The 25,767-nt window shown below is 54.0% G+C and carries 19 protein-coding genes; 12 read left to right on the top strand and 7 right to left on the bottom strand.

What is annotated here, in order from left to right:
- The 3 genes from ROA7450_RS13755 to ROA7450_RS13745 form a co-directional block, all read left to right on the top strand.
- Positions 1-173: 3-keto-5-aminohexanoate cleavage protein (locus tag ROA7450_RS13755; protein WP_200812962.1), on the top strand; the 173-nt coding region annotated here is incomplete at its 5' end.
- Positions 170-1,594: a carnitine 3-dehydrogenase gene (locus ROA7450_RS13750; RefSeq protein ID WP_085806425.1), complete on the top strand. Its 1,425-nt coding sequence runs from the start codon at positions 170-172 to the stop codon at positions 1,592-1,594. The genes ROA7450_RS13755 and ROA7450_RS13750, both read left to right, overlap by 4 nt.
- A gap of 192 nt (positions 1,595-1,786) precedes the next feature.
- Positions 1,787-3,478 carry a BCCT family transporter gene (locus ROA7450_RS13745; RefSeq protein ID WP_085806424.1) on the top strand — a complete coding sequence of 564 codons (1,692 nt, stop codon included), beginning with the start codon at positions 1,787-1,789 and terminating at the stop codon, positions 3,476-3,478.
- Between the two features lie 413 nt (positions 3,479-3,891).
- On the opposite strand, the gene ROA7450_RS13740 is transcribed toward ROA7450_RS13745, so the two are convergent.
- Positions 3,892-5,307: a hypothetical protein gene (locus tag ROA7450_RS13740; protein WP_234999525.1), complete on the bottom strand. Its 1,416-nt coding sequence runs from the start codon at positions 5,305-5,307 to the stop codon at positions 3,892-3,894.
- 386 nt (positions 5,308-5,693) lie between these two features.
- Between ROA7450_RS13740 and ROA7450_RS13730 the strand changes: the two genes are divergently transcribed.
- Genes ROA7450_RS13730 through ROA7450_RS13720 form a run of 3 tightly spaced genes read left to right on the top strand, consistent with a single transcriptional unit; the run spans position 5,694 to position 8,496 of the window.
- Positions 5,694-6,677 (top strand): glycosyltransferase family 2 protein, encoded by a 984-nt coding sequence (locus ROA7450_RS13730; RefSeq protein ID WP_234999524.1) that lies wholly within the window; start codon positions 5,694-5,696, stop codon positions 6,675-6,677.
- Between the two features lie 3 nt (positions 6,678-6,680).
- The gene (locus ROA7450_RS13725; protein WP_234999523.1) at positions 6,681-7,526 is read left to right on the top strand and encodes a sulfotransferase domain-containing protein; all 846 of its coding nucleotides are present in this window, start codon (positions 6,681-6,683) and stop codon (positions 7,524-7,526) included.
- Positions 7,519-8,496, top strand: a complete 978-nt coding sequence (locus tag ROA7450_RS13720) for a glycosyltransferase family 2 protein (RefSeq protein ID WP_085806419.1) — start codon at positions 7,519-7,521, stop codon at positions 8,494-8,496. The genes ROA7450_RS13725 and ROA7450_RS13720 overlap by 8 nt, the downstream gene beginning before the upstream one ends.
- Here ROA7450_RS13720 and xrtD read toward each other — a convergent pair whose 3' ends face one another.
- The 3 genes from xrtD to mutL all read right to left on the bottom strand — a co-directional run bounded on the left by xrtD (position 8,497) and on the right by mutL (position 13,444).
- A complete protein-coding gene (gene xrtD, locus ROA7450_RS13715; RefSeq protein WP_085806418.1) occupies positions 8,497-10,083 on the bottom strand; it encodes a VPLPA-CTERM-specific exosortase XrtD in 1,587 nt (528 codons plus the stop codon). It lies immediately after the preceding gene.
- Between the two features lie 326 nt (positions 10,084-10,409).
- Complete coding sequence (locus ROA7450_RS13710; RefSeq protein WP_085806417.1) at positions 10,410-11,582, bottom strand: DNA recombination protein RmuC; 1,173 nt, start codon at positions 11,580-11,582, stop codon at positions 10,410-10,412.
- Complete coding sequence (mutL, locus tag ROA7450_RS13705) at positions 11,579-13,444, bottom strand: DNA mismatch repair endonuclease MutL (protein ID WP_085806416.1); 1,866 nt, start codon at positions 13,442-13,444, stop codon at positions 11,579-11,581. Before mutL ends, ROA7450_RS13710 begins: the two co-directional genes overlap by 4 nt.
- Before the next feature lie 241 nt (positions 13,445-13,685).
- Here mutL and ROA7450_RS13700 point away from each other — a divergent pair, with 241 nt between their 5' ends.
- Positions 13,686-15,803, top strand: a complete 2,118-nt coding sequence (locus ROA7450_RS13700; RefSeq protein ID WP_159454050.1) for a sterol desaturase family protein — start codon at positions 13,686-13,688, stop codon at positions 15,801-15,803.
- A 161-nt stretch (positions 15,804-15,964) separates the two neighbouring features.
- Here ROA7450_RS13700 and ROA7450_RS13695 read toward each other — a convergent pair whose 3' ends face one another.
- Entirely contained in the window at positions 15,965-17,287 is a 1,323-nt protein-coding gene (locus ROA7450_RS13695; RefSeq protein ID WP_085806414.1) for an ammonium transporter AmtB, read from the bottom strand.
- Between the two features lie 247 nt (positions 17,288-17,534).
- Here ROA7450_RS13695 and ROA7450_RS13690 point away from each other — a divergent pair, with 247 nt between their 5' ends.
- The 3 genes from ROA7450_RS13690 (at position 17,535) to ROA7450_RS13680 (ending at position 22,770) form a co-directional block, all read left to right on the top strand.
- Positions 17,535-19,703: a transglycosylase domain-containing protein gene (locus ROA7450_RS13690; protein WP_085806413.1), complete on the top strand. Its 2,169-nt coding sequence runs from the start codon at positions 17,535-17,537 to the stop codon at positions 19,701-19,703.
- 144 nt (positions 19,704-19,847) lie between these two features.
- Positions 19,848-20,291: a hypothetical protein gene (locus ROA7450_RS13685; protein ID WP_159454049.1), complete on the top strand. Its 444-nt coding sequence runs from the start codon at positions 19,848-19,850 to the stop codon at positions 20,289-20,291.
- A 52-nt stretch (positions 20,292-20,343) separates the two neighbouring features.
- Complete coding sequence (locus ROA7450_RS13680) at positions 20,344-22,770, top strand: coiled-coil domain-containing protein (protein ID WP_085806411.1); 2,427 nt, start codon at positions 20,344-20,346, stop codon at positions 22,768-22,770.
- A gap of 64 nt (positions 22,771-22,834) precedes the next feature.
- Here the strand turns inward: ROA7450_RS13680 and ROA7450_RS13675 are convergent, their stop codons facing one another.
- Positions 22,835-23,437, bottom strand: coding sequence for an MlaC/ttg2D family ABC transporter substrate-binding protein (locus ROA7450_RS13675; RefSeq protein ID WP_085806410.1), 603 nt, complete (start codon positions 23,435-23,437; stop codon positions 22,835-22,837).
- Positions 23,430-24,215 carry an MlaA family lipoprotein gene (locus ROA7450_RS13670; RefSeq protein ID WP_234999522.1) on the bottom strand — a complete coding sequence of 262 codons (786 nt, stop codon included), beginning with the start codon at positions 24,213-24,215 and terminating at the stop codon, positions 23,430-23,432. The genes ROA7450_RS13675 and ROA7450_RS13670 overlap by 8 nt, the downstream gene beginning before the upstream one ends.
- A 311-nt stretch (positions 24,216-24,526) precedes the next feature.
- Here ROA7450_RS13670 and ROA7450_RS13665 point away from each other — a divergent pair, with 311 nt between their 5' ends.
- Together ROA7450_RS13665 and ROA7450_RS13660 are read left to right on the top strand one after the other, a co-directional pair.
- On the top strand, positions 24,527-24,988 hold the full coding sequence (locus ROA7450_RS13665) for a RidA family protein (protein WP_085806408.1): 462 nt from the start codon (positions 24,527-24,529) through the stop codon (positions 24,986-24,988).
- Positions 24,985-25,752, top strand: coding sequence for a glycerophosphodiester phosphodiesterase family protein (locus tag ROA7450_RS13660; RefSeq protein ID WP_085806407.1), 768 nt, complete (start codon positions 24,985-24,987; stop codon positions 25,750-25,752). Before ROA7450_RS13665 ends, ROA7450_RS13660 begins: the two co-directional genes overlap by 4 nt.
- Positions 25,753-25,767 lie beyond the last annotated feature (15 nt).

Here is a 25,767-nt window from a genome sequence, read left to right as displayed (position 1 = left end):
TTGAGGACAACCTCTTCCTCGACAAGGGCGTTCTGGCCACTAACGCACAGCTGGTCGACCGCGCCGTCACGGTAATCGAAAACCTTGGTGCCAAGATCATCGGCCCCGCCGCCGTCCGCGAAAAACTGGGTCTCACAAAACGCGCCCCGGTCGCGAAAGGTGTCGCAGCATGAGTGCGGTCAAGAAAGCCTGTATCATTGGCGGTGGCGTCATTGGGGGGGGCTGGGTGGCCCGGTTCCTGCTGAACGGTTGGGATGTTTCCGTCTTTGACCCGGACCCGCAGGCCGAGCGCAAGATTAACGAAGTGCTGGCCAACGCCCGCCGGTCTTTGCCGTCGCTCTATGACAAAGCGCTGCCCGCCGAGGGTGCGCTTACCTTTCACGCGGATCTGGCTGAAGCTGTGGCCGGTGCGGCCTGGATTCAGGAAAGCGTACCAGAACGTCTGGAGTTGAAGCACAAGATCCACGGACAAATCTCGGAACTGGCTGGTGCGGAGGCTGTGATCGGCTCGTCCACTTCTGGATTTAAGCCGTCCGAGATCAACGAACAGGGGGCACGTGCCGTTGTCGCGCACCCGTTCAACCCGGTCTACCTGCTGCCACTGGTCGAACTGGTTGGTAATGCCGATACCTGCGTGCGGGCCTCTGACATTCTGTGCTCCGTTGGCATGTATCCCCTGACCGTGCGCAAAGAGATTGACGCGCACATCGCCGACCGACTGCTTGAAGCGGTCTGGCGCGAGGGTCTGTGGTTGATCAAGGATGGCATCTGCACGACTGAGGAACTGGACGAGGCCATCCGGATGGGCTTTGGCTTGCGCTGGGCACAGATGGGCCTGTTTGAAACCTATCGCATCGCCGGCGGCGATGCGGGCATGAAGCACTTCATGGCGCAGTTCGGCCCGGCCCTTGCGTGGGAATGGACCAAGCTGATGGACGTGCCCGAGTTTACCGAGGAACTGGTCGAACTGATCGCGGGTCAATCAGATGCGCAGTCCGGCCATATGTCCATCCGCGAGCTGGAACGCCTGCGTGACGACAACCTTATCGGCATGATGCGCGCGCTGAAGAAATCCGGCAGCGGGGCTGGCGGCACGATCAATGATCACGAGTCGACCCTGCCAGAACCGGAACCGGTTGATCTGACGATAACCGTCAGCCGTCCGATCCCGCAAAGCTGGACGGACTACAACGGTCATATGAACGAGGCGCATTATGTCGAAGCTTCGGCGCAGGCGACCGACAAGTTCATGGAAATGATTGGCTGCGGTGCGGATTACCTCGCCGCAGGTGGCAGTTACGTCACCGTCGAAAACCACGTGCGCTTTCTGGATGAGCTACACGAGGGCGATCTGTTGAGCATCACCACCCAGGTGCTTAAGGGCGAAGGTAAAACAATGCACCTCTTCCATCGCCTGCAAAAAGCGGATGGCGTTGCTGCAACGGTCGAAACTCTGCTGCTGCACATGGATCTGAACGCACGAGGCACGTCTTTACCAACAGATGAAGTGGCAGCAAAACTGGGCGTCTTTGCTCAACAACATGCCGGGTTGCCGAAACCGGATGGTGCAGGTCGCCATGTCGGCCAACGGTAGTTCGTAAGAAATGGAACTGCTGACATATCACTCACTCGTCCCAATGGGGAGCGGTGCATTCCTTGGAGGTTTGGCATGCGCCAGTCAGCATTTTCGGGTGGGTCGGGTTTGGTTTGAGCCCGGCCCACTGCTTTTGGTGACCTCGTGTCGCGCACAAGCCAATAACAACCTGTCAACAAAGGGAGCGAACTCATGAGTGACAGCAATTCCAATTCCCACCTGGTCGCCAAAAGCGGCTTTTTTACCGGGCTCCACCCAGGCATGGGCATCGCCGCAAAGGCCATGATCGCGGTTTTTGTGATCTTCACGGTTCTGAATGTCGAATTTGCCGGTGGCCTCTATAAATCCGTCCGCAGTTGGATCGAAAGCGGTCTGAGCTGGTACTACATTTCGGTGCTTGCCGGCGTGATGTTCTTCTGCTTTTTCCTGATGTGCTCGAAGTTTGGCAGCCTGCGTCTGGGTGACGACGACTCGCGCCCTGAATTCAGCAACTTCAGCTGGTTCGCGATGCTGTTTTCCGCGGGTATTGGTATCGGCATCCTGTTCTTCGGCGTGGCCGAGCCGATCTTCTATTTCGACAACTCTGGCGCTTTCGGTTATCCAAACAATCCACATGCTGAACTGCAGGGACACAGTGTAATGGATATGCAGCGCGCAATTGACGCGATGCGCGTGACCTATTTCCACTGGGGCTTCCACGGTTGGGCGCTCTACGTGATTGTTGGTCTTTGTCTAGCGTACTTTGGTTTCCGTAAAAAGCTTCCTCTGACCATGCGTTCGGCACTCTACCCTCTGATCGGCGGGCGGATCTATGGCCCCTGGGGTCACTGCGTTGACCTACTGGCAGTCTTTGGTTCCGTTTTTGGGATCGCGACCTCATTGGGTCTGGGCACCAGCCAGATGGCCACCGGTCTGAACGTTTTGTTCGGAATGGAACCTACAATGGGTCTCAAGATTGCACTGATTGTGATCGTGACCATCATCGCAACGGTCTCCACTGTTTCGGGTGTTGGCAAAGGGATCCGGATGATTTCTGAATGGAACATCTGGCTGTCTATGTTCCTGCTCGCGGCTTTTGTTGTCATCGGGCCAATGAAGTGGCTTTTGGGTTTCTACGTGACCTCCTTGGGTGACTATATCTGGAACTTCATTCCAATGGGCTTCTGGACCGCAAGTTCTGAAGAAAACGTCGCGTGGCAGGGTGGTTGGACCATCTTCTACTGGGGCTGGTGGATCGCTTGGGCACCAATGGTCGGCATGTTCATTGCGCGCATCTCACGGGGGCGTACGATCCGCGAATTCATGGTTGGCGTTCTGTTTGTTCCGACTGCGATTGCCTTCTTCTGGCTGTGCATGTTTGGTGGCAACGCCATATGGCAAGAGCTGCACATGGCGGGTGGCCCAGCTGCTGAAGGCGGCGCAGGTGTGATCCAGACCGTACGCAATTGGGACCTGCCTGCAGCGCTCTACGGCACCATCGGCAACCTTGGGGCAACGTCCTGGTTGGGTGACTTGAGCTGGACGTCCTGGCCCCTGTCGGCCTTGGCAACATTGTTGCTGTTCTCATGGTTTGTGACATCGGCGGATTCGGGCACTCTGGTGATCACCACAATGCTGTCGATGGGCGATGATAACCCACCGAAAAAGTTCCGCATCATCTGGGGGGCTGGGATCGGTGCAACCGCGATTGTTCTGCTGATGGCGGGAGGTCTTGGCGCCCTGCAAACCGCGTCGATTGCGGCGGCTTTCCCGATCTCCTTCGTGATCATTGCTATGACCATCGGGCTCTATCGCTCGCTCAAGACTGACCCATCGGCATCACCGATCAGCGAAAGCGAAATTGCTGCTGATGGCACGCGGATCAAGCAGGATCTGCACGCCTAAACAAATGATCTGATTTCAGATTAGGACACCGGGCCAACATAGGCCCGGTGTTTTGGTTTTGAAACGCTACGCCAACACCGTAATTTAACCGCGGGTTAAGTTGGCCTAGTATGAATTCACAGATTTTCAGAAATTGGATCATGTCGCGCATACCGTTGGTGTGCCTTGATGGCTCAGGAAAGGAAATCAAGGCCAATAAATCCAATGTGCTGCTGCTATACAAATGCCTGACGCGCACCGAAATTCCGTCGACCATTATCAACCGGGTGTTGGGACGTTGGATACACGTTCGTGTTCGAGCATGTTCTTGGCCAAAGCGAAACTGATTCTGGGTTTAACCGCGGAGCTTTGACTTGAGATCAATGTCCTGCTTGCTTCCAAACCCTGCAGCTGGATGAACATCTAGCTAATAATTAGCGCGGCACTCTGACATGAAGTTCGGGGGCTGTCGGCGTGTCTGGCCGCGATTGTCTTTCTCTCGGGGTGTCGCTTGAGGTCAATGGCTCTTCTTTTGCAGCGAGCAGATCCGCACGCGTATTAGCCGTTTGAAAACGCCCCATCACCGAACCTGCGATCAGCCACAGAACCGGGCTGACAGACGCGTTTGGCAATAAGTCTATAATTGCGATGCAGTGAACTATGCCAAGTGAAGACGTTGCAATGGTGAGATCGAGCTTTCGCCCCTTTATTCCCAGCAATACCAATGGAATACACAGTAATCCAAAGTGCGCTAGGTATCCCAGCCAGCCGGCGGCGCCGATGACGATGACCCAGTATCCGTCGGTGGTCGTGATATCCCAGCCGCTTTCATCATACACACGTGACCGCCCCCATCCGCCCCATCCGGCCAGAGGTTTTTGCTGTGCTTTTTCAATAAGTCGATCTTCATTGTCTAATCGATACTTCAACGACTGCGCCCGGCCTTCATCAATGCTTTGCGCAGCATTGTGAATGGCCTCGACGGGAATCAGATCAGCGCTGCGCAGCATCGGATAGGTCAGGACAACTCCAGCAAAAAGCGCGGCGATGATTGTTTGGCTGCGAACACCTAAGAACAAAATCACCGGGCAGAACAAGATGGTCAGGACTAAAGCGCCCAGAGATTTGCTGAGGACCAGCGTGCCAAAGATCCAAAGCCCGACCAACAGCCACTTTGCGGCTTTGAGTTTATCGGCCTGGCACCGCCAATAAGCAAAGGCCGAGGCGGCGCCCATCCCAAGAAATATCGACAAAATCAGTCCATGAGGTAGGAAAACCAACGGTCTATATCCGTCTCCCCGAACATGCTGCGCCCAGGAGTGTGGAAAGAACCCATAAAACATGGTGTTGAGCTGCGGGCTCATGCGCACTTCGTACAATGCCAAGAATGAATAAATCAGAAGCGCAAGGGCGATACCTTTCAAAAGCAGTTTTTGCGCGCTTTCACTGGCCAGATACCGTCGGCCAAGAAGGAAGGGCAAAATCGTAACCAGCAGGGTCAGGGCAATTGAGAAGGCATCGTAAGGCCTCAATCCCGGGATAAATCCCGGGCCTCTGATTGCGGGCTCAGCATTTTGCAGAACTGTCATGACCGGCGACAGAGTGGCAAGCCCAATCAGGCCCCAGAAGATTTTGTTGCCGCGCTTTGGCACAAAGATCAGACTGTTAATCTCTGCTAAGTCCGGTTGGAGAAGTCTTTGTTGCGAACGGCCTTCACGCTGAACAAGCCTATTCTGAGTTTGGGCTTTTCGTCCAAAGACTGCACACATCAACAATGCACTGACAACCGCGACAAAATCCTTGTCGACGGTTGGAAACGCCGGAAGGTCAAACCCGGCTCGCGTGGGCAACAGCAGATACCCGGCAACGATTGTCCATATCAGGGCCGCGCGTAACGGCAGAAATCGAAACAGGAAAAAAGCAATCAAAGGCCATGAATACAATACGAGATGAGCAAATGCGTTTGGCATGCGTGTTCTTGCCTGACCCATGTAATCATTGATGCCGTCAGCAAAAGCTCATATCAGAGAATGGAATACACCACAAATCCTCATGATGAGGGGAAAGCCTTGATTGACAAGCCAATTCTATATTTTGACTACAAATTTGGGTGTTTGTTTATCGCAGAGATATTGGGTGCTGAGCGTGGAAAGTTGGGGCAGAACAATTTGATGAAACGACGGGTTTCTCGTAGTCAATTGTTTACGCGCAAGTGCCAAACTTGATGAGTGTGGACGTGAATACTTCGAAGCTTTCTGACACTGCGCAGATCCTTGTTTCTGTCATCAACTACCGGACAGCGGAACTGACTATCCAATGTGTCCAGTCGGTCTTGGATGATATGCAGGGTATTGAGGGTCGTGTTGTGATCGTCGACAATGCTTCTAATGACGGATCTGTTGAAAAGTTGCGGACTTGGATTTCATCGCTTGAACAAAAAGAGCAAGTGAATCTGCTGGAAGCGACCTCAAACAGCGGCTTCTCCGGCGGGCACAATCAAGGAATACTAAGCCAGTCTGCAGACTTTTACCTGATATTGAACTCGGATGCCGTGCTTCGGCCGGGTTTCTTGAGTTCAATGCTGAATGCTGCGGCTCAAAACCCAACAATCGGTTTGTTTGCCCCAAAAATTGAGCATGACACGGGCGAAGTACAAACTAGCTGCTTTCGATTCCATAGCCCGTTGAGTGAGCTCGCGCGCGGTGCCGAAAGCGGGCCTGTCTCAAAGCTGCTGCGGACGCGCGAAGTGGCGTTGGCGATGCCGCCTAGTCCTGACAGTATAGAGTGGGCCAGCTTTGCTTGTATTCTCCTGCGCCGCGAAACCTGGAGCGACACTGGCCCGATGGATACCGGATATTTTCTGTATTTCGAAGATGTCGAATATTGCTGGCGCGCGCGCAAAGCCGGATGGCGCATCGCCTATGTTCAGAATGCCGTCGGTGTGCATTTTCGCGGCGGTAGCGGGCCGGTGAAATCGCTGGCACAGGAACGAAAAAGGCTTCCCAGATATTATTATGCCTCACGCACAAGAATGCTGTATCAGTTTTATGGTTGGTTCGGGCTTGTCACCGCCAATCTGTGCTGGTGTTTCGGCCGGGTCGTAGCGCGTCTCAGGCTTTTGGTCGGAAAGAGCATACCTCAGTCCAATCGATCAGAATGGCGGGACATCTGGACAAATGTGTTTTCGCCGCTCGGCAATAACTACGCCAAAAAGGATTAACGGGTGTTTCCGGATTATGTGATCATCGGAGCAATGAAATGTGGCACCAGCACCTTGGCCGCGCAGTTGGGGCAGCAGGACGGTATCTTTATGACCGATCCGAAAGAGCCGAATTTCTTTTCCGACGATAATCAGTATGCACGAGGAATAGATACCTATCGCGACTTGTTCAAACCTGCCGCATCAGGGGACCTCCTCGGCGAGGCGAGCACACATTACACTAAGCTGCCAACTTACCCCGAAACGCTGCCACGGATGTTGCAACATCTTGAACAGCCCAAGTTGATCTACATGATCCGTAACCCGATCCCACGCTTGATTTCGCACTACATTCACGAGTGGAGCATGGGGGTGTATCCCGACGATATTGAAACGTCTTTGGCGAAGCACCCGGAGATGATTGAGTATGGGCGCTACGGCCATCAGATAAAACCTTATGCCGATGCCTTCGGCGCCGAAAACATTCATCTGACCAGCTTGGAGAGCATGAAGAAAAGTCCACAGTGCATGCTTGAAGACGTATGCCAGTTTCTTGGCTATAAGAACCGACCCATGTGGCACGATGAACAAACACAAATGAACAGCTCAGCAGAACGCATTCGCAAGTTCCCGCTACACGGCTTGCTGTTTGATAATCCGGTTGCCCGCGCAGCAAGGCGCAATTTGGTGCCACAGGGCATCCGAGACCGGATCAAACAAAGCCGCCAAATGATGGACCGCCCGCAATTATCTGAAAGTAATGTCGCTCGGTTGCAGGACATCTACGCCAAAGACCGTGATACGCTTGCCCTGATTTTCCCGGATCATCCAATACTAAACCTGTGTTACCCGTTTCTAAGCAATGAGTAAGTCATCTAAGATAGGGGTCGTTGTCATTGGCCGGAACGAGGGGGAGCGTTTACTGCGCTGTCTGGCTTCGATTCCAGACTGGATCAAACATGTCGTCTATGTCGATTCCGGATCAACGGATGAAAGCTGTGCCTCAGCCCTCGCGACGGGGGCAACGGTGCATGAGCTTGACTTAAGCAAACCATTCACCGCAGCGCGTGCGCGCAACGAAGGTCTGGAAACGCTGCTGTCAGATGCGGCGTTGGATTATGTGCAGTTCATCGATGGTGATTGCGAATTCCGCGACGGCTGGATCGAGGCAGCTGTGACGTTTCTGCAAGATCATCCCGAGGTGGCCGTAGCCTGTGGTCGACGACGCGAAAGATATCCCGAACGCTCGGTTTTCAATCGTCTGTGTGATTGGGAGTGGGACACGCCTGTCGGCAAGGCCCAAGCTTGCGGAGGAGACGCGATGATGCGTGTGGATGCCTTGCAACAGGTGGGGGGCTATAATCCCAGTTTGATCGCCGGAGAAGAGCCTGAACTGTGTGTGCGTTTTCGGGCGAAGGGCTGGTCCATCTGGCGATTGAATCACGAGATGACCTGGCACGACGTCGCGATGACACGCCTCGGTCAATGGTGGAAACGCAACCGGCGAGCAGGCTACGCCTATGCCGAGGGCGCTGACATGCACGGCGCACCACCCGAAAGGCACGGTGTGCGTGAAGTGCGTCGGGCGCTCCTATGGACGATGTTCCCCATCGCAGTGATTTTGATCTCTTTGCTGTTCAATCCGCTGTTATTGTTGGCCTTGCTGGTATTCCCCGCTCAGGTCATGCGTCTGACGAAACGCGATCAAAGAACCGGGCGAGAAGCCTTTGAGAGAGCTTGCTTTTTGACGTTTGCAAAGTGGCCCGAGGCCCATGGCATCATTGAATACAAGCTGCGCAAACTCTTTGGTCGCCGCAGGCAAATCATCGAATACAAATGATTAGGGCACAAAGCGTTGAAGCGGCTTAACCACCTCTTCCAGCATATCATTCAAACGCAGACGGGCACTATCGACGCCCTCACCCTCGCGAATGGGTGTGATCAATCGAACAATCGCACTGTCATTGCGTCCGGAGGCGAACTTCCCAAGCATTAGCTGAAGCTTTGCCTGATACATGGATGCGGTTCGGGTGCTGTTTTGATCATACCAGTAATAGGCCAGCATTCGTTGGACACCTTTCTGGATGACCACTTCGTTTAGCGTAAAGGCGGACCCGGCTGGATTGACCTCGACCTGCTCTAGGCTGGCAATTTCCCATCCTGCACCCGGCAGGCAAACTTCGGGCGAATGCACCCCGCCACCAGATTGATCGTTGTACCACGCGATGAACAATTCAACACTTTGCTGATGGCCTGGGTTGTTCACATAAACCGAGAGATAATCATCAGCTTTTAGAACACCTTCGATCTGGGGATCCAGCGGCTGATGTGGCCCGGCACGCCATTCTCCCATACGTGCAGGGAACAGCAGGAAGGGCTCGCGTTCCACGATTGTGACATCGCGCTCTGGAACAGCCTGCCATGCCAATGCAAGACCGGACATCAGCAGTGCACCGCCAATCAGCGCCTTTGAGGGATGGATCAACTGGATGCGTTTGAACTGCGTCCACAGGCCGTCAGTTTCCAGATCCAGCGCTTCGATCAGGCCCACCTTGTCACGGCGCAGTTTGACCAGCACCCATGCCAGCAGGAACAGCAGCAGGATGCAGAGAACGAAAATCACCCAACCTTCGAAAAAATGTGAAAACCCTTCGACATGTCCCAGACCGAAGTTGTTCACGATCCAACCCGCCACGGCAATGCGGACGGAGTTCATGAAGACGGTGATCGGCGCGGCCGAAATCAACAGCACGGCCTTGTGCCACATTGGCCCCTGATAGAGCACGGCAAAGATGTAGGAAAAGCTCAGGATCGGGAACAGATACCGCAGACCCGAACAAGCCTCGGCGACCTGCAGTTTGTAGACTCCCAGATCAATAATATTGCCTTCCATGAAGACAGGCACGCGAATGAGTTGCAGGAAATAGACACCCAACTCAGACGAAATCCCCTGCAAGTACGTCGATAAACCATAGTATAGCGCCCCGGGCAGCGGCAGCATGTAGACCAGATGTACAACCGGTGGCCAGAAATGCTTGCCTGTGTTCCAGCCAAAGCTGATCAGCAAAATTGCCCCGGTCCACAGAATCAACGCATAGGCCACGATGTCATTGATTTCGAGTAACCGACCAGCCGCGCCTAGCATGACCGAAACGATCAACAGGAACACGCCGGGCCAATAGTCCGGGGCCTCGCGTTGATCAACGGGTACATCTTTGAGCTGTCGCAGGAACAAAAGCCCAGACAGAACCGGGATTAGGGGTCCGTGGCTGTATTCGGGCAATTGCCAGGCTTGCAGAAGTTCGGCGATCCCATCCCAGAAAAAGCCCACAGCCCCAAGGGTTGATACCAACAACCAGAAGGTACCCCAATGGAACAGTCCACCGGTGGTTTTGTTGCTGTTAGAATAGGTACTGCTGTGCGCCATAATTACAAATTCTCAAACATTTACCCGATGCAGTACAAGGACATCGAAGGGATACAGGTTAAATTACACCCTGCCTTGCTTAGTCGAAATGTGCTTCCAAGGCTACGTTGCTGTGGTGAAGAAATGTTCAAAAATAGGTGAAAACCTCCGAAATTGTCAATTTTCACACAGGTGTAGGCCCATTCTCGTGATCGACCGCTTTTCCAATTCGTAGGCAAACTGTTTTCAATTTGTAAGAAATGATGCACCGTTTTCTCGATTGTAACCGACTATGCGGCCCGCAAAGTGCGGGCCGCATAGTCGGGCTACCACTCGCTTTCAACGAATCAGTGTGGATCCCCGCCGCCTTTTTGTAGCTGTAGAATCGTCTGATCGGTCTCTGGCGCAAGTTCTTCAAAATCAAAGTTATCCAACCGCTTTGCACGGCGCCCAGCCTTGTCGGCCGAGATCTTGATATCGGAAATATCCTTAGCCGCCTGATTGAAATGGCGATCAAGGTTTTCTACTCGGGTTCCCAGCCGGTCCACATCGGCAAAGAGCATGCCCAGCTCACGTCGAATCGCCCCTGCCTGTTCGCGCATACGCGCGTCTTTCAGAATCGCCCGCATGGTGTTGAGTGTGGCCATGCAGGTGGTGGGCGAGACAATCCAAACCCGCGCGGCAAATCCTTCGCGCACCAATTCCGGGAAGTTGGCATGCAGCTCGGCATAAACCGCCTCGGACGGTAGGAACATCAATGCGCCGTCAGCCGTTTCACCATCAAGAATGTACTTTTCAGAAATGTCCTTAATGTGTTTTTTGACTGTGCTGCGCAGGAATTTTGCGGCCTCGTTGACCTCCCAGTCATTGCTGGCATTTCGCAGCGCCTCATAGGCTTCCAGTGGGAACTTACTGTCGATGCAAATTGGCCCGGGCGGGTTTGGCAGATGAATCAAACAATCGGCCCGCTTGCCGTTCGAAAGCGTATGTTGCAGCGTGTAGCTGTCCGAGGGCAGGGCCTTGGACACGATATCATTCAACTGAATTTCCCCAAACGCCCCACGGGTTTGTTTGTTCGACAGAATATCCTGCAGCGTCAGCACATCACCCGACAGCTTGGTGATGTTTTCCTGCGCCTTGTCGATGGTCTGCAACCGCTGCTGCAATTCCCCCAACGACTGCGCCGTGCGCCGGGCCGAGCCATGCAGGTTCTGATTCATCTGCTCTTGCACCTGTGCCAGCCGTTGCTCCATCAGTTGCAGCATATTGGCCTGTGCCGCCGCCTGCGCCTCGGACACGTGGTTCAATCCGCCTGCTAACTGATGTTGCCCATCACTCAGCCCCTGCACCCGCTGGCCCAATTGTCCCATTTGTTGTGCCAAAGGCTCTGCCATTCGTGCCGACCGCGCCGCCGCACGCGAGGTGCTGATCAGCAAAAACAGCACCAGCGCCAGAAAGCCAATGGCGACCAGCACCACCGGGTCACTCAAGGAAAAGCTCATCTCACCAATCTGAATCATGTGCGTCCGAACAGCCGTTCAATATCGGCCAGTTTGAGTTCAACATAGGTAGGGCGTCCATGGTTGCACTGTCCCGAATGCGGTGTGGCTTCCATCTCGCGTAGCAATGCGTTCATTTCATCCGCCTGCATCCGACGACCGGAGCGGATCGAGCCGTGACAGGCCACCCGGCTCAGGATAGCCTCGATTCGCGCCTGTACCGTCAGGCTGTCGCCTTGGTCATGCAACTCATCAATGACATCCAAAATCATCGCCTTGGCATTGCAGTTGCCCAAAATCGCCGGGGTTTCACGCACCGCTATGGTGCCTGGCCCGAAAGGTTCTATCACCAATCCCAGTTTGGCCAGATCCTCAGCGAGTTCCAGTAGCGCGCCAGCATCCGCCTCGGACAGGTCAATGATTTCGGGGATTAACAGCGCTTGCGAAGCAACGCCATTCTCAGCCATCTGTGCCTTGAGCCGCTCATAGACCAGCCTCTCATGTGCGGCGTGCTGGTCGACAATGACCATTCCGTCTTCGGTCTGTGCAATGATGTAATTTTCATGCACTTGCGCCCGCGCTGCCCCCAAGGGCAACGACTGTGGTGACACCTCAGCGGTCGAATCCTCAACTACTGCCGGCTCCACTCGTCCGCTATAGGCATCCTGCATATCGGCAAAACCGGGTGTTTCCATCGGCTGCGGCGCTTGTGCCTGATAGCTCATCGTGCGCGCCGCAAGCGATGATCGGTCCATCTGGTACACCCGTGCTGGGCCGGTTGGTTCAGGTCGCATCGCCCCTAAGGTGGCATTGGCCACCGTGGAAGACGCTCGATGCCCTGCCTCGGCAAGCGCATGGCGCAGGCCAGACACGATCAAACCACGAGCAAGCCCCGGATCGCGAAAGCGCACCTCTGATTTCGCCGGATGCACGTTCACATCCACCAATATCGGATCGCATTCAATGAAAAGTGCCGCCGCCGGATGGCGATCCCGGCTCAGGAAATCATGATACGCGGCTCGCAAGGCGCCATAGAGCATTTTGTCCCGCACCGGGCGGCCATTCACGAACAGATACTGCGCCACCGATGTGCCGCGCGAATAAGTCGGCAGTGCGGCATAGCCGGTCATGTGCAGGCCCTCACGTGTCGCATCGATGCGCAGGGCGTTTTCGGCAAATTCCTGTCCCAAAATCCGCGCCAGCCGCCCATGCAACGCATCAAACAGATCACCGGACTCAGGATCAGCGCGAAAGGTCACACGCCCTTCGCCCCCACCCGAGACATCGCGCAAGGTGAACCCGACAAACGGCTCGGCCATGGCCAGACGTTTGATCGTGTCGGTGATCGCCTGCGCCTCGGCCCGGTCCGAGCGCATGAACTTCAACCGCGCAGGGGTGGCATAAAACAGATCGCGCAAGGTGACGGTCGTGCCCGCATTATGCGCGGCGGGCCGCACAGGCTCAGCCTGTCCACCGGACACCCGGATTTCAGCGGCGTCGAACCCCTCTGCCCGAGAGGTCATGGTCAGTCGACCAACCGCCCCTAATGACGGCAAGGCCTCCCCGCGAAAGCCAAAGGTGTGAATGTTCAACAGATCCGAGCCATCAATCTTAGATGTCGCATGACGCGATAAGGCCAACGGCAGATCCTCCGGCGCTATGCCGCAGCCATCGTCGGATACCCGGATCAGCGTCTTGCCTCCGTCAGCGTAATCTACCGAAACTTGTCGCGCACCGGCGTCCAGTGCATTTTCAACCAATTCCTTCACAGCAGAGGCGGGACGCTCCACCACTTCGCCCGCTGCAATCCGATTGATCGCAGCATCGTTAAGCTGGCGAATGATCGGTCGTTTTTCGCTTATCTGGGGGTCAGTATGTGCCATGCCACAAAACTTAGCATAGCACGCTACGATTCGGCCACCAGCCGATCTAGGAAAGTTTTTACGGGCCAACGCCTTTGCATTCCGCACGACGTCTTTGCAATTTACAGGTCAAACGCGGCAAGCCCGAGAGGCATTGAAGCGGGTGAATACAGACATTGTTTTCCATATGGGAACAATAAGGTGCCGCATTTGCGCCACGAAACATTGCTATCCCCAGCCAAAACAGTGCGAGCGAAATTCATTGGATACCATTCTTGCGTATATTAATCACCTGCTGGATGCGCCGTTCAGTTTGAATGTGCGCTATTCTGCGTTTTATCTGTGTTGTACGGTCATCATCGCCTATGCGATATGGAAATTCCGTGGTGGCGCTGGGAGCTTTACAAAATGGCTGCTCCCGAAAGAAGTGTATCACCATAAATCTAACATGCTTGATATAAAGCTGTTCTTTGCAGTCAGGTTCTTTGCGTCTCTGGGTCTCTTGGGCGCTGTGTTTTTTCCAACGACAGTCGCCTACATAATATTGGACGCGCTAGCTGGGGCGGACCATAAATCGCCTCCAAGCGGTTGGACCCGATGTGCAATCGCGACAGCGATCATTGTGATCACATCGGATTTTTGCAAATACTGGGCGCACAGAGCACATCACGAATGGAGAGTCCTCTGGCCATTTCATGCAGTGCATCATTCCGCAGATGTTTTGACGCCCCTTACTGTCGAACGTGTACACCCAGTGGAACCCATCATCCGCAACATTCTGATGACCGTAATTGTCGGTTTGGTGCAGGGTTTGGCGCTGTACACATTCGTTGGAAAAGTTGACATCGTAACCATCGGCGGGGCAAATGCATTTTACTTCGCATTCAATGCACTGGGATCGAATTTCCGCCATAGCCATATCTGGATCAGCTACGGTTGGGTGATCGAGCACATTTTGATTTCTCCCGCGCAGCATCAAGTGCACCATTCGGTGGCGCGGCGTCACCACGACAAAAACTACGGTTCCATTTTTGCGCTTTGGGATTGGATGTTCGGTACGCTCTACATTCCAACTGAACGAGAAAAGCTGACGTTTGGCGTTTCTGACGGTACGGGGGAACCGATTGAGCAACCCTATCCGACACTGGTTTCAGCCCTAGTGTTGCCATTCAAAGAAAGTTCCGAAACTATTTTGCGTTCAGTGAAAACGACACCGGGGCTGACGCAGTCTTTGCCACCAAACACCACTAAAATGACAGAAGGTTTTTCACTTTGGCTGGATGTTTTGCGCGCGATCGCAGCTCTGACCGTATTATTCGGCCATATGGCCCATGTACGATTTACCCGCGGTGATTACTATTTCCTGCGTGAATGGAATGTCGCAAGCGATGCAGTCGCGGTGTTCTTCGTCTTATCCGGTGTTGTCATCGCATACTCTGCTAGGCGCGATGGAAACTTAGGTACCTATGCCTTCAAGCGCGCGACAAGAATTGCCTCGGTTCTGTTTCCGGCATTGATCTTGACGCTTGTGTTTGATGCCGTAGGAACCAGAATAAATATGTCGGCTTATCCACGAGACTATTATCAGGCTTTGCCTTTGAGTGAGTTCGTGTGGCGCGGCATGACTGTTACAAATTTATGGACGGGAGTATCCGATTGGGTTCGGCTCGGTACAAACGGGCCAATTTGGTCGCTGAGTTATGAAGTTGGTTTCTACCTGATTTTCGGCAGCTTTGTGTTTCTAAAGGGCCTCATGCGAGCGGTTGTTTTGGCCACACTTGTGTTGCTCGTAGGGATCCCTATTTTGGCGCTACTTCCTGCATGGTGGCTTGGGGTTTTATTGTGGAACAGCTGCGCGAAGACCTCGACGACCCCAACCATGGCAAGTTCTTGGTTTATGGCGATTGCAGGTCTTGCAATCCTAGTCGCATTAAAAGTAGCGGGTGTTCCGCAGCAGCTGGAGAACCTTACCATATTTGTACTTCAGCCACATAACCATCATTCCATACTCGTGTACTCCAACGAAGTGCTTTGGAATACAGTCGTCGCAGCGTGCATCGCCATCCATCTGAGAGGGATATGGAACCTCACTCAGAGAATGAAACTGAACAATGATACACGAGTGACCAAAGCGGTGCGGTGGGTGGCCGGAGGAAGTTTCTCAATTTACCTCGTGCACTACCCGACTTTGCATCTAATTGACGCAACCTTGCCCGAAACATTACCGGCTTATGATCTTTGGATGTTGGGATTGACCCTTGCGGTCTGCTTCGGTTTTGCTGCCTTGTTCGAACGGCCATTGAAACGTTTTCGTTCCATCTTAAAGAAAATGAGCGCAAGTCTTACAGAAGTTCGACCAAATGGGCGACTGTCGCCATGATGTCTGTTTTGCCCTGTTTGATAAAGTTATGTATTTACAGATGCTTTTGACATTCCGAGATTTTCGGATGTTGAAAGCATAATCAAGGTCGGAACTTGCGCACAATAGAGGGCGCAGAAAAACGCCGCGCCCTCTCACTGGATTTCGATCTGATGTCTTGTTTAGGCGGCTGTGAAGTCCGGATAGGCTTCCATGCCCAATTCCGACATATCCAAGCCGTCGATTTCGGTTTGCTCATCGACGCGCAGACCCACGGTGAATTTGAGGGCCAGCCAGACCGCAGTCGAGGCGACCGAGACGAAGGCACCGACAATGATGATGGCGGTCAGCTGGGTCATCAGGTTGGCATCGCCATTGCTCAGCACCACAGCCAGCGTGCCCCAGATACCGGCAAACAGGTGAACCGGGATCGCACCGACCACATCGTCGATCTGTAACTTATCCAGAAGGGGGACAGTAAAGACTACAATCACACCACCTACGGCGCCAATCAGCGTGGCCAAAGGCAACGATGGGGCCAGCGGCTCCGCCGTGATCGAAACCAGACCGGCCAGTGCACCGTTCAGCACCATTGTCAGATCTGGCTTTTTGTACATCACCTGCGTCAGGATCAGCGCCGCAATCGCACCCGCGGCAGCAGCAGTGTTGGTGTTCACAAAGATCCGACTGATGTCAGCCACGTTACCTGCTGTGTCCATGTAGAGCTGTGAGCCGCCATTGAAACCGAACCAGCCCAGCCACAGGATGAATGTCCCCAAAGTGGCTAGTGCAAGGTTCGAACCCGGGAAGGCGGTGACACGGCCGTTTTTGTATTTTCCAAGGCGCGGCCCGAGGATGATCGCACCGGTCAAGGCTGCCCAGCCGCCAACCGAGTGGACTACGGTCGAGCCGGCAAAATCTTGAAAGCCCATGCCATCAAGGAAGCCACCACCCCACTTCCAGCTGGCCTGAATAGGATAAATCACGGCCGTCAGAACAATCGCGAAAATCAGGAAGGGCCAGAGTTTAATGCGTTCCGCCAAAGCACCTGAGACAATCGAGGCCGTCGCCGCACAGAACATCAGCTGGAAGAAGAAATCAGAGCCGACCGAGGCATAGCTCAGATCTGGTTCAGCGCCTTCCAGTCCGACGGGTTCCATCGCGGCAATGGAAAATGCCCCCAGAATACCGTCAATGCTCCAGCCATCGCCGGGGTACATCAGGTTGTAACCGATGACGTAGTAGAAGATCGAAGCCAAACCAAACAGCCCCATGTTTTTCGTCAACTGCATGGTCACGTTTTTGCTGCGCACCAAACCGGCCTCAAGCATGGCAAAACCGGCGGCCATGAAGAACACCAGGAACCCGGAAACCAGGAACATGAAGGTGGTAAAGATGAAACCGATTTCGGTGTTTTGGGCGATGGGGGCGCTGTCTTGCGCCTGGGCCGCCAGTGGCAGTGCCATCAGGGCGACGCTCATGAATGATAAGGTCCGGGCCTTCATGGGTCTGTTCTCCTTGAGTCGGGTCCGCGTGTTTGCAGGTGCAGAAAAACCCCTGAAGGCCTGCAAACACAGAGATTCGGTAAAAAATGCAAAGAAACTGCGCGTAATTTATGCGCGGGATACACAGATTGGGCTGGTTGCCTAAATTGAAGGCAGTATAAAAAGACAAGCCGCGCTCAAAGAAGGGTCAACTTTCGCGCAGCAGCAGTGTAAAGTGGGGCAATAACCAGTCCCGGGCAGGACGAGCATGAGTAACTCAGGTCGAAAATCCCCCCGCCTTGTGGCGGATAAACGTACACGTACGCCCAAAAAGGCGGCGAAAAAGAAACCTGCGCCCAAGAAAAAGGCAGCTCCCAAGCGCAAAACCCGGGCCAAGCGCAAACCGATTACCGGCGGCAACATGATCACGCGGTTTTTCCGGCGGTTTTTCCGCTGGGTCTTTGGGCTGATCTGGGCCATCACTTGGCGGGTTACCGCAGTGGTCACGCTGGTTGTCGGTATCGCGGTGGCGTTAACATATGTCACTTTGGAAGACGCAGACACATTGTTAGACGGTCGGGCACGGGGATCTGTCACATTAATGGATCGCTACGGCGAAGTCTTTGCTTGGCGTGGGGATCAATTTGGTGGCGTCGTGACAGCGCAAAATGTCAGTCGACACTTGAAGAATGCAGTTGTTGCGACCGAAGATCGGCGTTTCAAGTATCATATTGGCATTGATCCCATCGGGATCGCCAGTGCCGTCAAGATCAACCTGCGCGAAGGGCGCGGGCCGCTGCAGGGTCATGGTGGATCAACCTTGACGCAACAGACGGCAAAACTCCTCTGCTTTGGCAGTGAATATGACGAGGCGGAGTGGGATTCCGAGGCGGATTACATTGCCGATTGCAGACGGACATCGCTAACACGGAAAGCCAAAGAGGCGATCTATGCCATGGCGATGGAGGTCGCCTATACCAAGGATGAGATCCTCTCAATCTATCTGAACCGGGCGTATTTCGGTGGCGGGGCGTATGGGGCCGAAGCGGCAGCGCAGCGCTATTTTGGCAAAGGCGCTGCACAACTTACAATCGGCGAAAGCGCGATGTTGGCGGGCTTGCTGACGGCGCCTTCAACCTTCGCTCCAACCAACAATCTGGAGCGTTCACAAAATCGGGCGTCAGTTGTCGTCGGGTTGATGCAGGACCAAGGCCACATCTCGGCAACCGATGCCGCGACGGCATTGGCTAGCCCGGCAGTGCTGAGCGATGCGGCCGAGGCGCAGGCTGGCGGTTACTTCGCCGATTGGGTTATGGCCACCGCACCGCAATACTTCACCCGCGACACCACCGAAGATGTTGTTATTCGAACCACGCTCGACCCGCGCCTGCAACAAGCGGCAGAAGATGCGGTGAAGCTGATTTTTGAAACTAAGGTACGTGAAGGATCCAAGGCACAGGCCGCGGTGGTGATCATGTCCGCAGATGGCGCGGTACGCGCCATGGTTGGTGGGCGTAAGACCAAGGTCTCAGGCGCCTTCAACCGCGCGACGCAGGCGAAACGCCAAACCGGCTCGGCTTTCAAACCCTTCGTCTATGCCACCGCGCTGGAATTGGGCGAGAGCCCGAACTCCACCGTGGTCGATGAACCCTATTGCCTGAATATCCCCGGTTCAGGTCGCTGGTGTCCGAAGAACTACAATAAGAAATATGCAGGACGCGTATCTTTGACATCGGCATTGCAGCACTCTTTGAATGTTCCAGCCGTCAAGGTAGCAGAACGTTCTGGTCTCGATCTTGTGCGGCAAGTGGCGACAGATTTCGGCATTGAAAGTGATCTGGCGGCAGGCCCCGCGCTGGCGCTGGGCGCATCCGAAAGCACCCTTCTCGAGATGTCGGGCGCTTATGCTGGCATCCTGAACGGGGGATCTTCGGTCACGCCCTACGGATTGGTCGATCTGCGCCTCCAGGGCGACGATGAGCCTCTGATGACTACCGAAGGCGGGATTGGCGAACGTGTCATTCGCGAACAGGCGGCAAAAGAGCTGATCTATATGATGAACAAGGTTGTCACTAGCGGCACAGGTCAACGCGCAAAACTCCCGGATCGCGAGGCAGCCGGCAAAACCGGCACCACACAAGCGGCGCGCGATGCATGGTTCGTGGGCTTTACGGCTGACTATGTGGCCGGGGTCTGGATGGGATATGACGACAACAAACCCCTTTCGGGTGTCACAGGTGGTGGATTGCCAGCTGAGATCTGGCGCGAAACCATGGTGCGCGTAAACGAGGGCGTGCCTGCTAAACCCCTGCCGATGATCGTACCCGCCCCACCAAAACAAGTGGCCCAACCCACACCACGCAAAAACAAAAAAAGCCGCCGCAAAAAACGCGACAGCCTGATTGAAAGCGTGATCAAGGATATTTTTGGGCAGTAGTAAACAAAATTCAGAGCGATCTGTTTCTGCCACTAATTTGGTGAATTTACCCCCGTCGTGATAGCCTGAGTTAGGGGAAACGGGGGAAGACAGATGAGATATTTCAAGAGACACTGCGCGTGCGCTGCCATCGCTTTGGGGACGATGAGTTCAGCGTCGTATGCATCAGACGTCACCACCATCATGACCGAGGCGTTCCAGGCGATCTGCATCGCCTCGGATGTGGTTGAAGCAGCCTATGCCGATCTGTCCAAATCTAACGGATGGGAAGTGCTGGACACCGCCGCCTTTGCCGACGCCACGGTGCAGTCCAGTTATGCCAAGTTGATCGGCTATGATCCCATCGCCAGCACATTTGGCACCGCCAAGGACAGCGGTCAGCCCTATTGCTCCATTCAGGCGATGCAGGCCGACATCAACGCCCTGTCCGAATGGGTGAACTCGACCCTGAACGTGTTGGGAGAGGAGGTCATCCCCGGCATGGTGATCAAGACAGTCTATGATGTCGAAATAGAGTCTGCACCATCGGTGAAAACCGTGACAGTGCAATTCGCGTTTGGTGCCATTTCTCTGATCGCCAGCCGATAACGGGACGGCTCTGACATATGACAAGAGGCCTGCACGGTAAGGAGGCATCTGAATGCACATTTTGAACAAGATATCCACCGCCATGGCCGGAGTGCTCTGCATTGCGCTGTTCACCAGCACAGCCCAAGCGCAGGATTGCCCCGCTGCAGTTGGTAAACGCGACCCGAGTATGTCAGACGAGGAAATCCGCGCCCATGACATCGCCTCCATGCAGTCGGCCCTGTGCAGCTTTCGCGAAATCAGAGATCGCACAGACCGGGTCAAAGCGGATGCGGATTACGAGGTGTTTGACTGGATTGAAAAATTCCACCTTGGCTATCTAAACCTAATTGCCACGCGCCTCAGCTTCCCGGGTAAACAGCTTCACGACCGTCTGGAAAATTCGGAACGCTACAAAGACCACCAGCAGGACTGGTGGCAGATCATCAATTACATCGGCTTGTCACAGGGGATTTATATCGAAGAAAACTGCGAACATGAAAAGTTCAACGGCATGTGCGTGCAGGACCCCTATCTGATGACCGCTACCGCACAGGGCAAAGACTGGTATGAAGAACTGGATCGCACAGCCAATGCCAAACGTCCGAACTTCATCGACCCTTGGTTTCTGATCGGAGATGTCATCATCGATGATAGCGCATTGTCCGAACAGAGCTTTCGCCTGCGCCATAATGCGAAAGAGGCCAAGAAAGCCTATGAACTGGCCATGGAAACCCGCGACATGCGCGCGGAAGAACTGGCAGAAGCCGCCCGTCAGCACGAGGCGAACACTGCTGAATTTCTTGAACCCGTCAACAAGATCAAGTCCGAGCTTGCCAAGATCCTTGATCGCTATCAACGCAGCGACGAGGACATTGCCAACAGTCAGGAATTCAGAAACCTGACGGCGCGATCAGAAACTATCACCAAGCGATTGGGCGAGATCGAGCGCGCCATAGACTACCTGTTCTCGACGTACCCAGATGATGATGCCTTCGCGAACCAACGTATGCAGGCGTTGGACAATGAAACCGTCGCACTCGAAACCGAGCAGGAAAGAATTGCAGTCGCCAAAGAGGGGTTGAGTATTCCGAAACTCACACCCTCCGATCAAACCCGGGTAGATCAGCTCAAGGACGAATTGGATCTGGTTGAAAGCGATGCGGAACGTCGGATTGCACGAGACAAGGAAAATCACCTCTCGGCCAAACGCCTGTCTCTTGATGCCGAGGCGCGCTTTCTGATCGCAGGGCTGGATTACGCCAAAGCAGATATCGCTTTGCGCCAGTTCATGGATGAAACACGATTTGCAGTGAAATCAATCTACACGAATGATGCCGAAATCGAACTGGTCACAGATTCGATTACCGAAGCGCTCAAAATCATCAACGAAGATTTGCACGATCATGAAGCACTGCTCGAGCAGGCCTACCGCGTGCGCGAACGCGCGCGTGAGGAAATGATTGATGCTGCCGATATTGCTGATGTGTTTGCAGAAGAATTATTACAGTCGGGTTACTATTCTTTGGCCCTTCAGGTTGGTGTCGAATGGGCGGATGCCGCGTATAAGATCGCCAAGTCGGCTAAGGGCGGTCCTTTGGGTGTCGGCGTCGAATTAATCAGCCAGTTGGTGACAAACACTGTGATCGAGCCAAGCTACTACGAGTATCAAGGGGGGCGTATGGAGGACTACCTGAAAGGTCAGTCCCCTTGGATGGAATTGGGTATCGTTGAAACCTTCTATCTGGGAAATTTGCTGGATAAAGGGGCCAAACGCGTCAAGAAGACCTATGTCGGTTATATATTCAAGGTTTTGAAACAGGATCTGACTTCATTTCATTTGAAGAAAATGATCCGGGAGGCTGAGGTCGAAGCCATCAATCAAATGCAGCGTTTCAAACCTGAAGGCTACAAGAATGCGCAAAATATCCTGAAGGACAAGGCCGCCTTGGCAAAAGGCCTAAAGGAGTCAGACCTCACCTTCAAAAGCTTGACCGGGCAAAAGGGTTTTAAGTCTTTCGTATCTACCGTGGGGCTCGACATGTTGAAAGGTTTTGGCACGTCATTGATAAAAGAAGAGCTAAAGAAAATGTCCAACCTGATCGCGCAGCCGGCTTTTGACGAATATATGGCCGCACAGTTGGCCTTGCATGAAACCGTCATGCTCTTTCGCAAGGCGGGCAATGAGTATTGGAATATTAAGAAGCTTGTCGAGTTCAAGCGCGAGATGCGTGACACTCTGATTGAAGAGTATCGCCCTGATGAAAACCAATACGAAGGGAAAAACGACCCCTTCTTTGCCGACCCAGGATATCAAATCGCCTTGGAGGTTGAGGAAGAGTTCGAGGGTCAATTCAAAGCCGACGTGACTTTGCAGGGAATTCCCTTGGAGCGTGACCCACGGCGAACAACGCCGGTCTGGCGCCTGCCCGAAAACAGTCTTGATCTATTCAAGGCAGAAATGCCCGAGCGGTTGGAGCTGCGTGTAATTCTGAAGTAATTCGGGTTTCGGACACAAAACGCCCGGATAAAATCCGGGCGTTCTTGTTTCTATCGTGCTGGGATCAACCCGCCTTTTTCAGATCAGCGATCATCTTGTCAACATTGCCTTTGTTCTTATCCAGCAACGAGCCAATTTCGGTGCGTTCGGTCAAGCGCAGGCTGATACCTTCGATGATCATGTCAAAGAACAGATCCCTGCCCGAGCGGTCCGAGACCAAGAAGTTCACGTTGAACGGCGCGGAGCCGCGCAGATACACAACGGATTTTACTTCCTGCCAGGACTTCACTTTACGTGTGCCTTTCACTTCGATCCGGCCGCCGACAAATTCGTTAAAGCGTTTGCCATACTTCCGCGCGATGTAACCCTGAAACGCTTTGGTAAAGGCACGCATCTGGGATTTGCTGACCGTCTTGGCTGTGGGGCCCAAGGTTGAGCGGGCAATGATATTGACGTCGGCATAGCGGCTGAAAATCCGTTCAAAATCCTTGATCATCGCATTCAGTGGCTTGCCCGAGGCGATGACCTTGTTGATTTCACCAACGACCTTGTTGACCAATGCCTCTGCCTGAGCGTCTGTCAGGGCCAGCGCAGGCAAAGGCAATGTTGCAATGGCTGCGGCCATTGCTCCGCCCAGTACAGAGCGGCGAGAGATTTCTTTATTCATCGGTTTCCTCACTAACTTCACTATCACTATATGGGTCTGCATATGGATCACCGTAAGGGTCGCCATATGGATCGTCATATGGATCAAGATAGGTGTCATCCCCGTCTTGTCCTAATGTGAAACTGCGATTTTGCAGATAAAGTGAGCGGCTTGCCGCGTAACTATCTGCGCTTTCATACAAAATTGAATCGATTGCATCTGCATACCGACCACGTCGCGCGACATTGGCCGAAAGCGCGGCCCCGGTAACGTAAAGGTTGTTGGGATAAGCGAGCAAATAGGTCAAGGGGTTGGTGAAAACATCAACGACCATGCCGACAGTATCACGTTCGGTTGAGGGGCCAAGGAATGGCAGTTCGACATACGCCCCTTGCTGGACGCCCCAGACGTGCAGCGTTTCTCCAAAGTTTGTATTGGTCGGCTGGGCCATGTTCAGTTCGGTCGCGGGATCGAAGAAACCGCCAAGACCAATAGTCGAATTGACCAAGAAACGTCCAGTGTCCTGAAATGCCCCACGCATGTTAAGCTGCAGAATGTTGTTCACGATGTCACTGGGGATCGCCAGGTTAAACGCAAAGCGACCGAGCGCAGTTTCCGGATCATCTGGCAAAAAGTCGCTATATCCTTTGCCCGCTGGGCGATAGACATTACGGTCAATGCTCTTGTTGAACGCGTGAATCTGTCGGTTGCGCTCTTCATAGGGGTCAAAGGGAGTTCCGGGTTGATGATCGGGTCCTGGACTTGCACAGCCCGTGACAAGCAAAGTACCAATTAACATCGCCGATACACGAACGCGTTTGAGCGGAAGAGTACATATAGTCATGATCAAGATAACAACCGCGGTTAGAGTGTTCTGGGCGCTACATAAACATTTGGACGAAATTTCACAGCGTTAATTCATTCACTGTATATTGATGTGACGCGTGAGTAACAATAGCGACCGTGCAAGCGATTTGTATTTAAGTGAAACGTGCAATTTTTTTACCATTTCCGACGCGTGTGAAAAGTAATTTTGAGGCTGTTTTGCGATTTTCATTGCCGCCCAGATTGGGTAGTTTCCACCTGAAATTGAACCCCGGAGGATGAGAGATGGGAAAGTTTGAATCGAAACTGGCCGAATTGGGCGTGACCCTGCCAGACGCGCCAGCACCGGCGGCAAACTATGTGCCCTATGTGCAGGTTGGCGACATTGTTTATGTGTCCGGTCAGATTTCCAAGGGTGACGATGGCCTGATTGTGGGCAAAATGGGCGATGATATGAGCACCGAAGATGGTGCCGCAGCGGCGAAAATCTGTGCCATTGCCCTGCTGGCCCAAGTCAAAGCCGCATGCGGTGGTGATCTGGACCGTCTTGTGCGCGTGATTAAACTGACCGGCTTCGTGAACTCTACAGCGGACTATGGCGAACAGCCTGCCGTCGTGAACGGCGCATCCGATTTTATCGGCGAAGCGTTGGGTGACGCGGGCAAACACTCGCGTTCGGCTGTTTCTGCAGCCTCGTTGCCGTTTGGCGTTGCAGTCGAAATCGAAGGCATCTTCCAGATCAAATGATCCCGCTGCCCGAGGTGTTCCACCAGATCCCGCTTGCTCATCGCGCCTTGCACGACAAGGCCGAGGGGCGGCCTGAAAACTCGCGCGCAGCAATCCGCGCGGCGATGGATGCTGGCTATGGGATCGAGATTGACCTGCAACTGTCCAATGACGGGCAGGCCATGGTTTTTCACGATTATGACCTGTCCCGCCTGACGGGGCTCAAGGGAAAAGTGCGAGACCGCAGCGCTGAGGACCTTGGGCAAATCACTCTCTCTGGCGGAAATGAAGGCATTCCGACCCTTGCGGAGGTGCTGGAACTGGTCGCAGGGCAGGTCCCGCTGCTGATCGAACTCAAAGATCAACACGGTGCAATGGGCGAAACCGATGGCGCGTTGGAACAAGCCGTCGCCCGCGATCTGGCCGGATATGAGGGGCCGGTGGCCGTGATGTCCTTCAATCCCCACTCGGTGGCGCAACTGTCAGACCTGTCGCCAGACACCGCGCGCGGTTTGGTCACCCAAGCCTACAGTCTCAAGGATGAACCGCTCCTGTCGCCAAAGACTCGGCGTAGACTGCGGGACATCGTTGATTACGACCGCTGCAAAGCTTCCTTCATCTCTCATCGTTGGTCCGATCTGGCACGTCCACGGGTGGCCGAACTCAAAGCAGCTGGTGCCTCGGTCTTGTGCTGGACAATTCGCTCGCCCATAGAGGAGGCCAAGGCCCGCGAGGTTGCAGACAACGTCACCTTCGAGAAATATCTCGCCCAATACCCGGCATAGAAAGCGCAAATTGGG

It is taken from the genome of Roseovarius albus, from assembly GCF_900172335.1.
GTDB lineage: Bacteria > Pseudomonadota > Alphaproteobacteria > Rhodobacterales > Rhodobacteraceae > Roseovarius > Roseovarius albus.
This window is presented reverse-complemented; position numbering and strand designations above follow the sequence as displayed.

Coding starts and splice junctions, on each gene's coding strand:
- ROA7450_RS13665 (WP_085806408.1), top strand. CDS start 24,527: ATGGGAAAGTTTGAATCGAAACTGGCCGAATTGGGCGTGACCCTGCCA.
- ROA7450_RS13660 (WP_085806407.1), top strand. CDS start 24,985: ATGATCCCGCTGCCCGAGGTGTTCCACCAGATCCCGCTTGCTCATCGC.
- ROA7450_RS13695 (WP_085806414.1), bottom strand. CDS start 17,287: ATGAAGGCCCGGACCTTATCATTCATGAGCGTCGCCCTGATGGCACTG.
- ROA7450_RS13720 (WP_085806419.1), top strand. CDS start 7,519: ATGAGTAAGTCATCTAAGATAGGGGTCGTTGTCATTGGCCGGAACGAG.
- ROA7450_RS13675 (WP_085806410.1), bottom strand. CDS start 23,437: ATGAATAAAGAAATCTCTCGCCGCTCTGTACTGGGCGGAGCAATGGCC.
- ROA7450_RS13690 (WP_085806413.1), top strand. CDS start 17,535: ATGAGTAACTCAGGTCGAAAATCCCCCCGCCTTGTGGCGGATAAACGT.
- ROA7450_RS13745 (WP_085806424.1), top strand. CDS start 1,787: ATGAGTGACAGCAATTCCAATTCCCACCTGGTCGCCAAAAGCGGCTTT.
- ROA7450_RS13680 (WP_085806411.1), top strand. CDS start 20,344: ATGCACATTTTGAACAAGATATCCACCGCCATGGCCGGAGTGCTCTGC.
- ROA7450_RS13750 (WP_085806425.1), top strand. CDS start 170: ATGAGTGCGGTCAAGAAAGCCTGTATCATTGGCGGTGGCGTCATTGGG.
- xrtD (WP_085806418.1), bottom strand. CDS start 10,083: ATGGCGCACAGCAGTACCTATTCTAACAGCAACAAAACCACCGGTGGA.
- ROA7450_RS13710 (WP_085806417.1), bottom strand. CDS start 11,582: ATGATTCAGATTGGTGAGATGAGCTTTTCCTTGAGTGACCCGGTGGTG.
- ROA7450_RS13685 (WP_159454049.1), top strand. CDS start 19,848: ATGAGTTCAGCGTCGTATGCATCAGACGTCACCACCATCATGACCGAG.
- ROA7450_RS13670 (WP_234999522.1), bottom strand. CDS start 24,215: ATGTTAATTGGTACTTTGCTTGTCACGGGCTGTGCAAGTCCAGGACCC.
- mutL (WP_085806416.1), bottom strand. CDS start 13,444: ATGGCACATACTGACCCCCAGATAAGCGAAAAACGACCGATCATTCGC.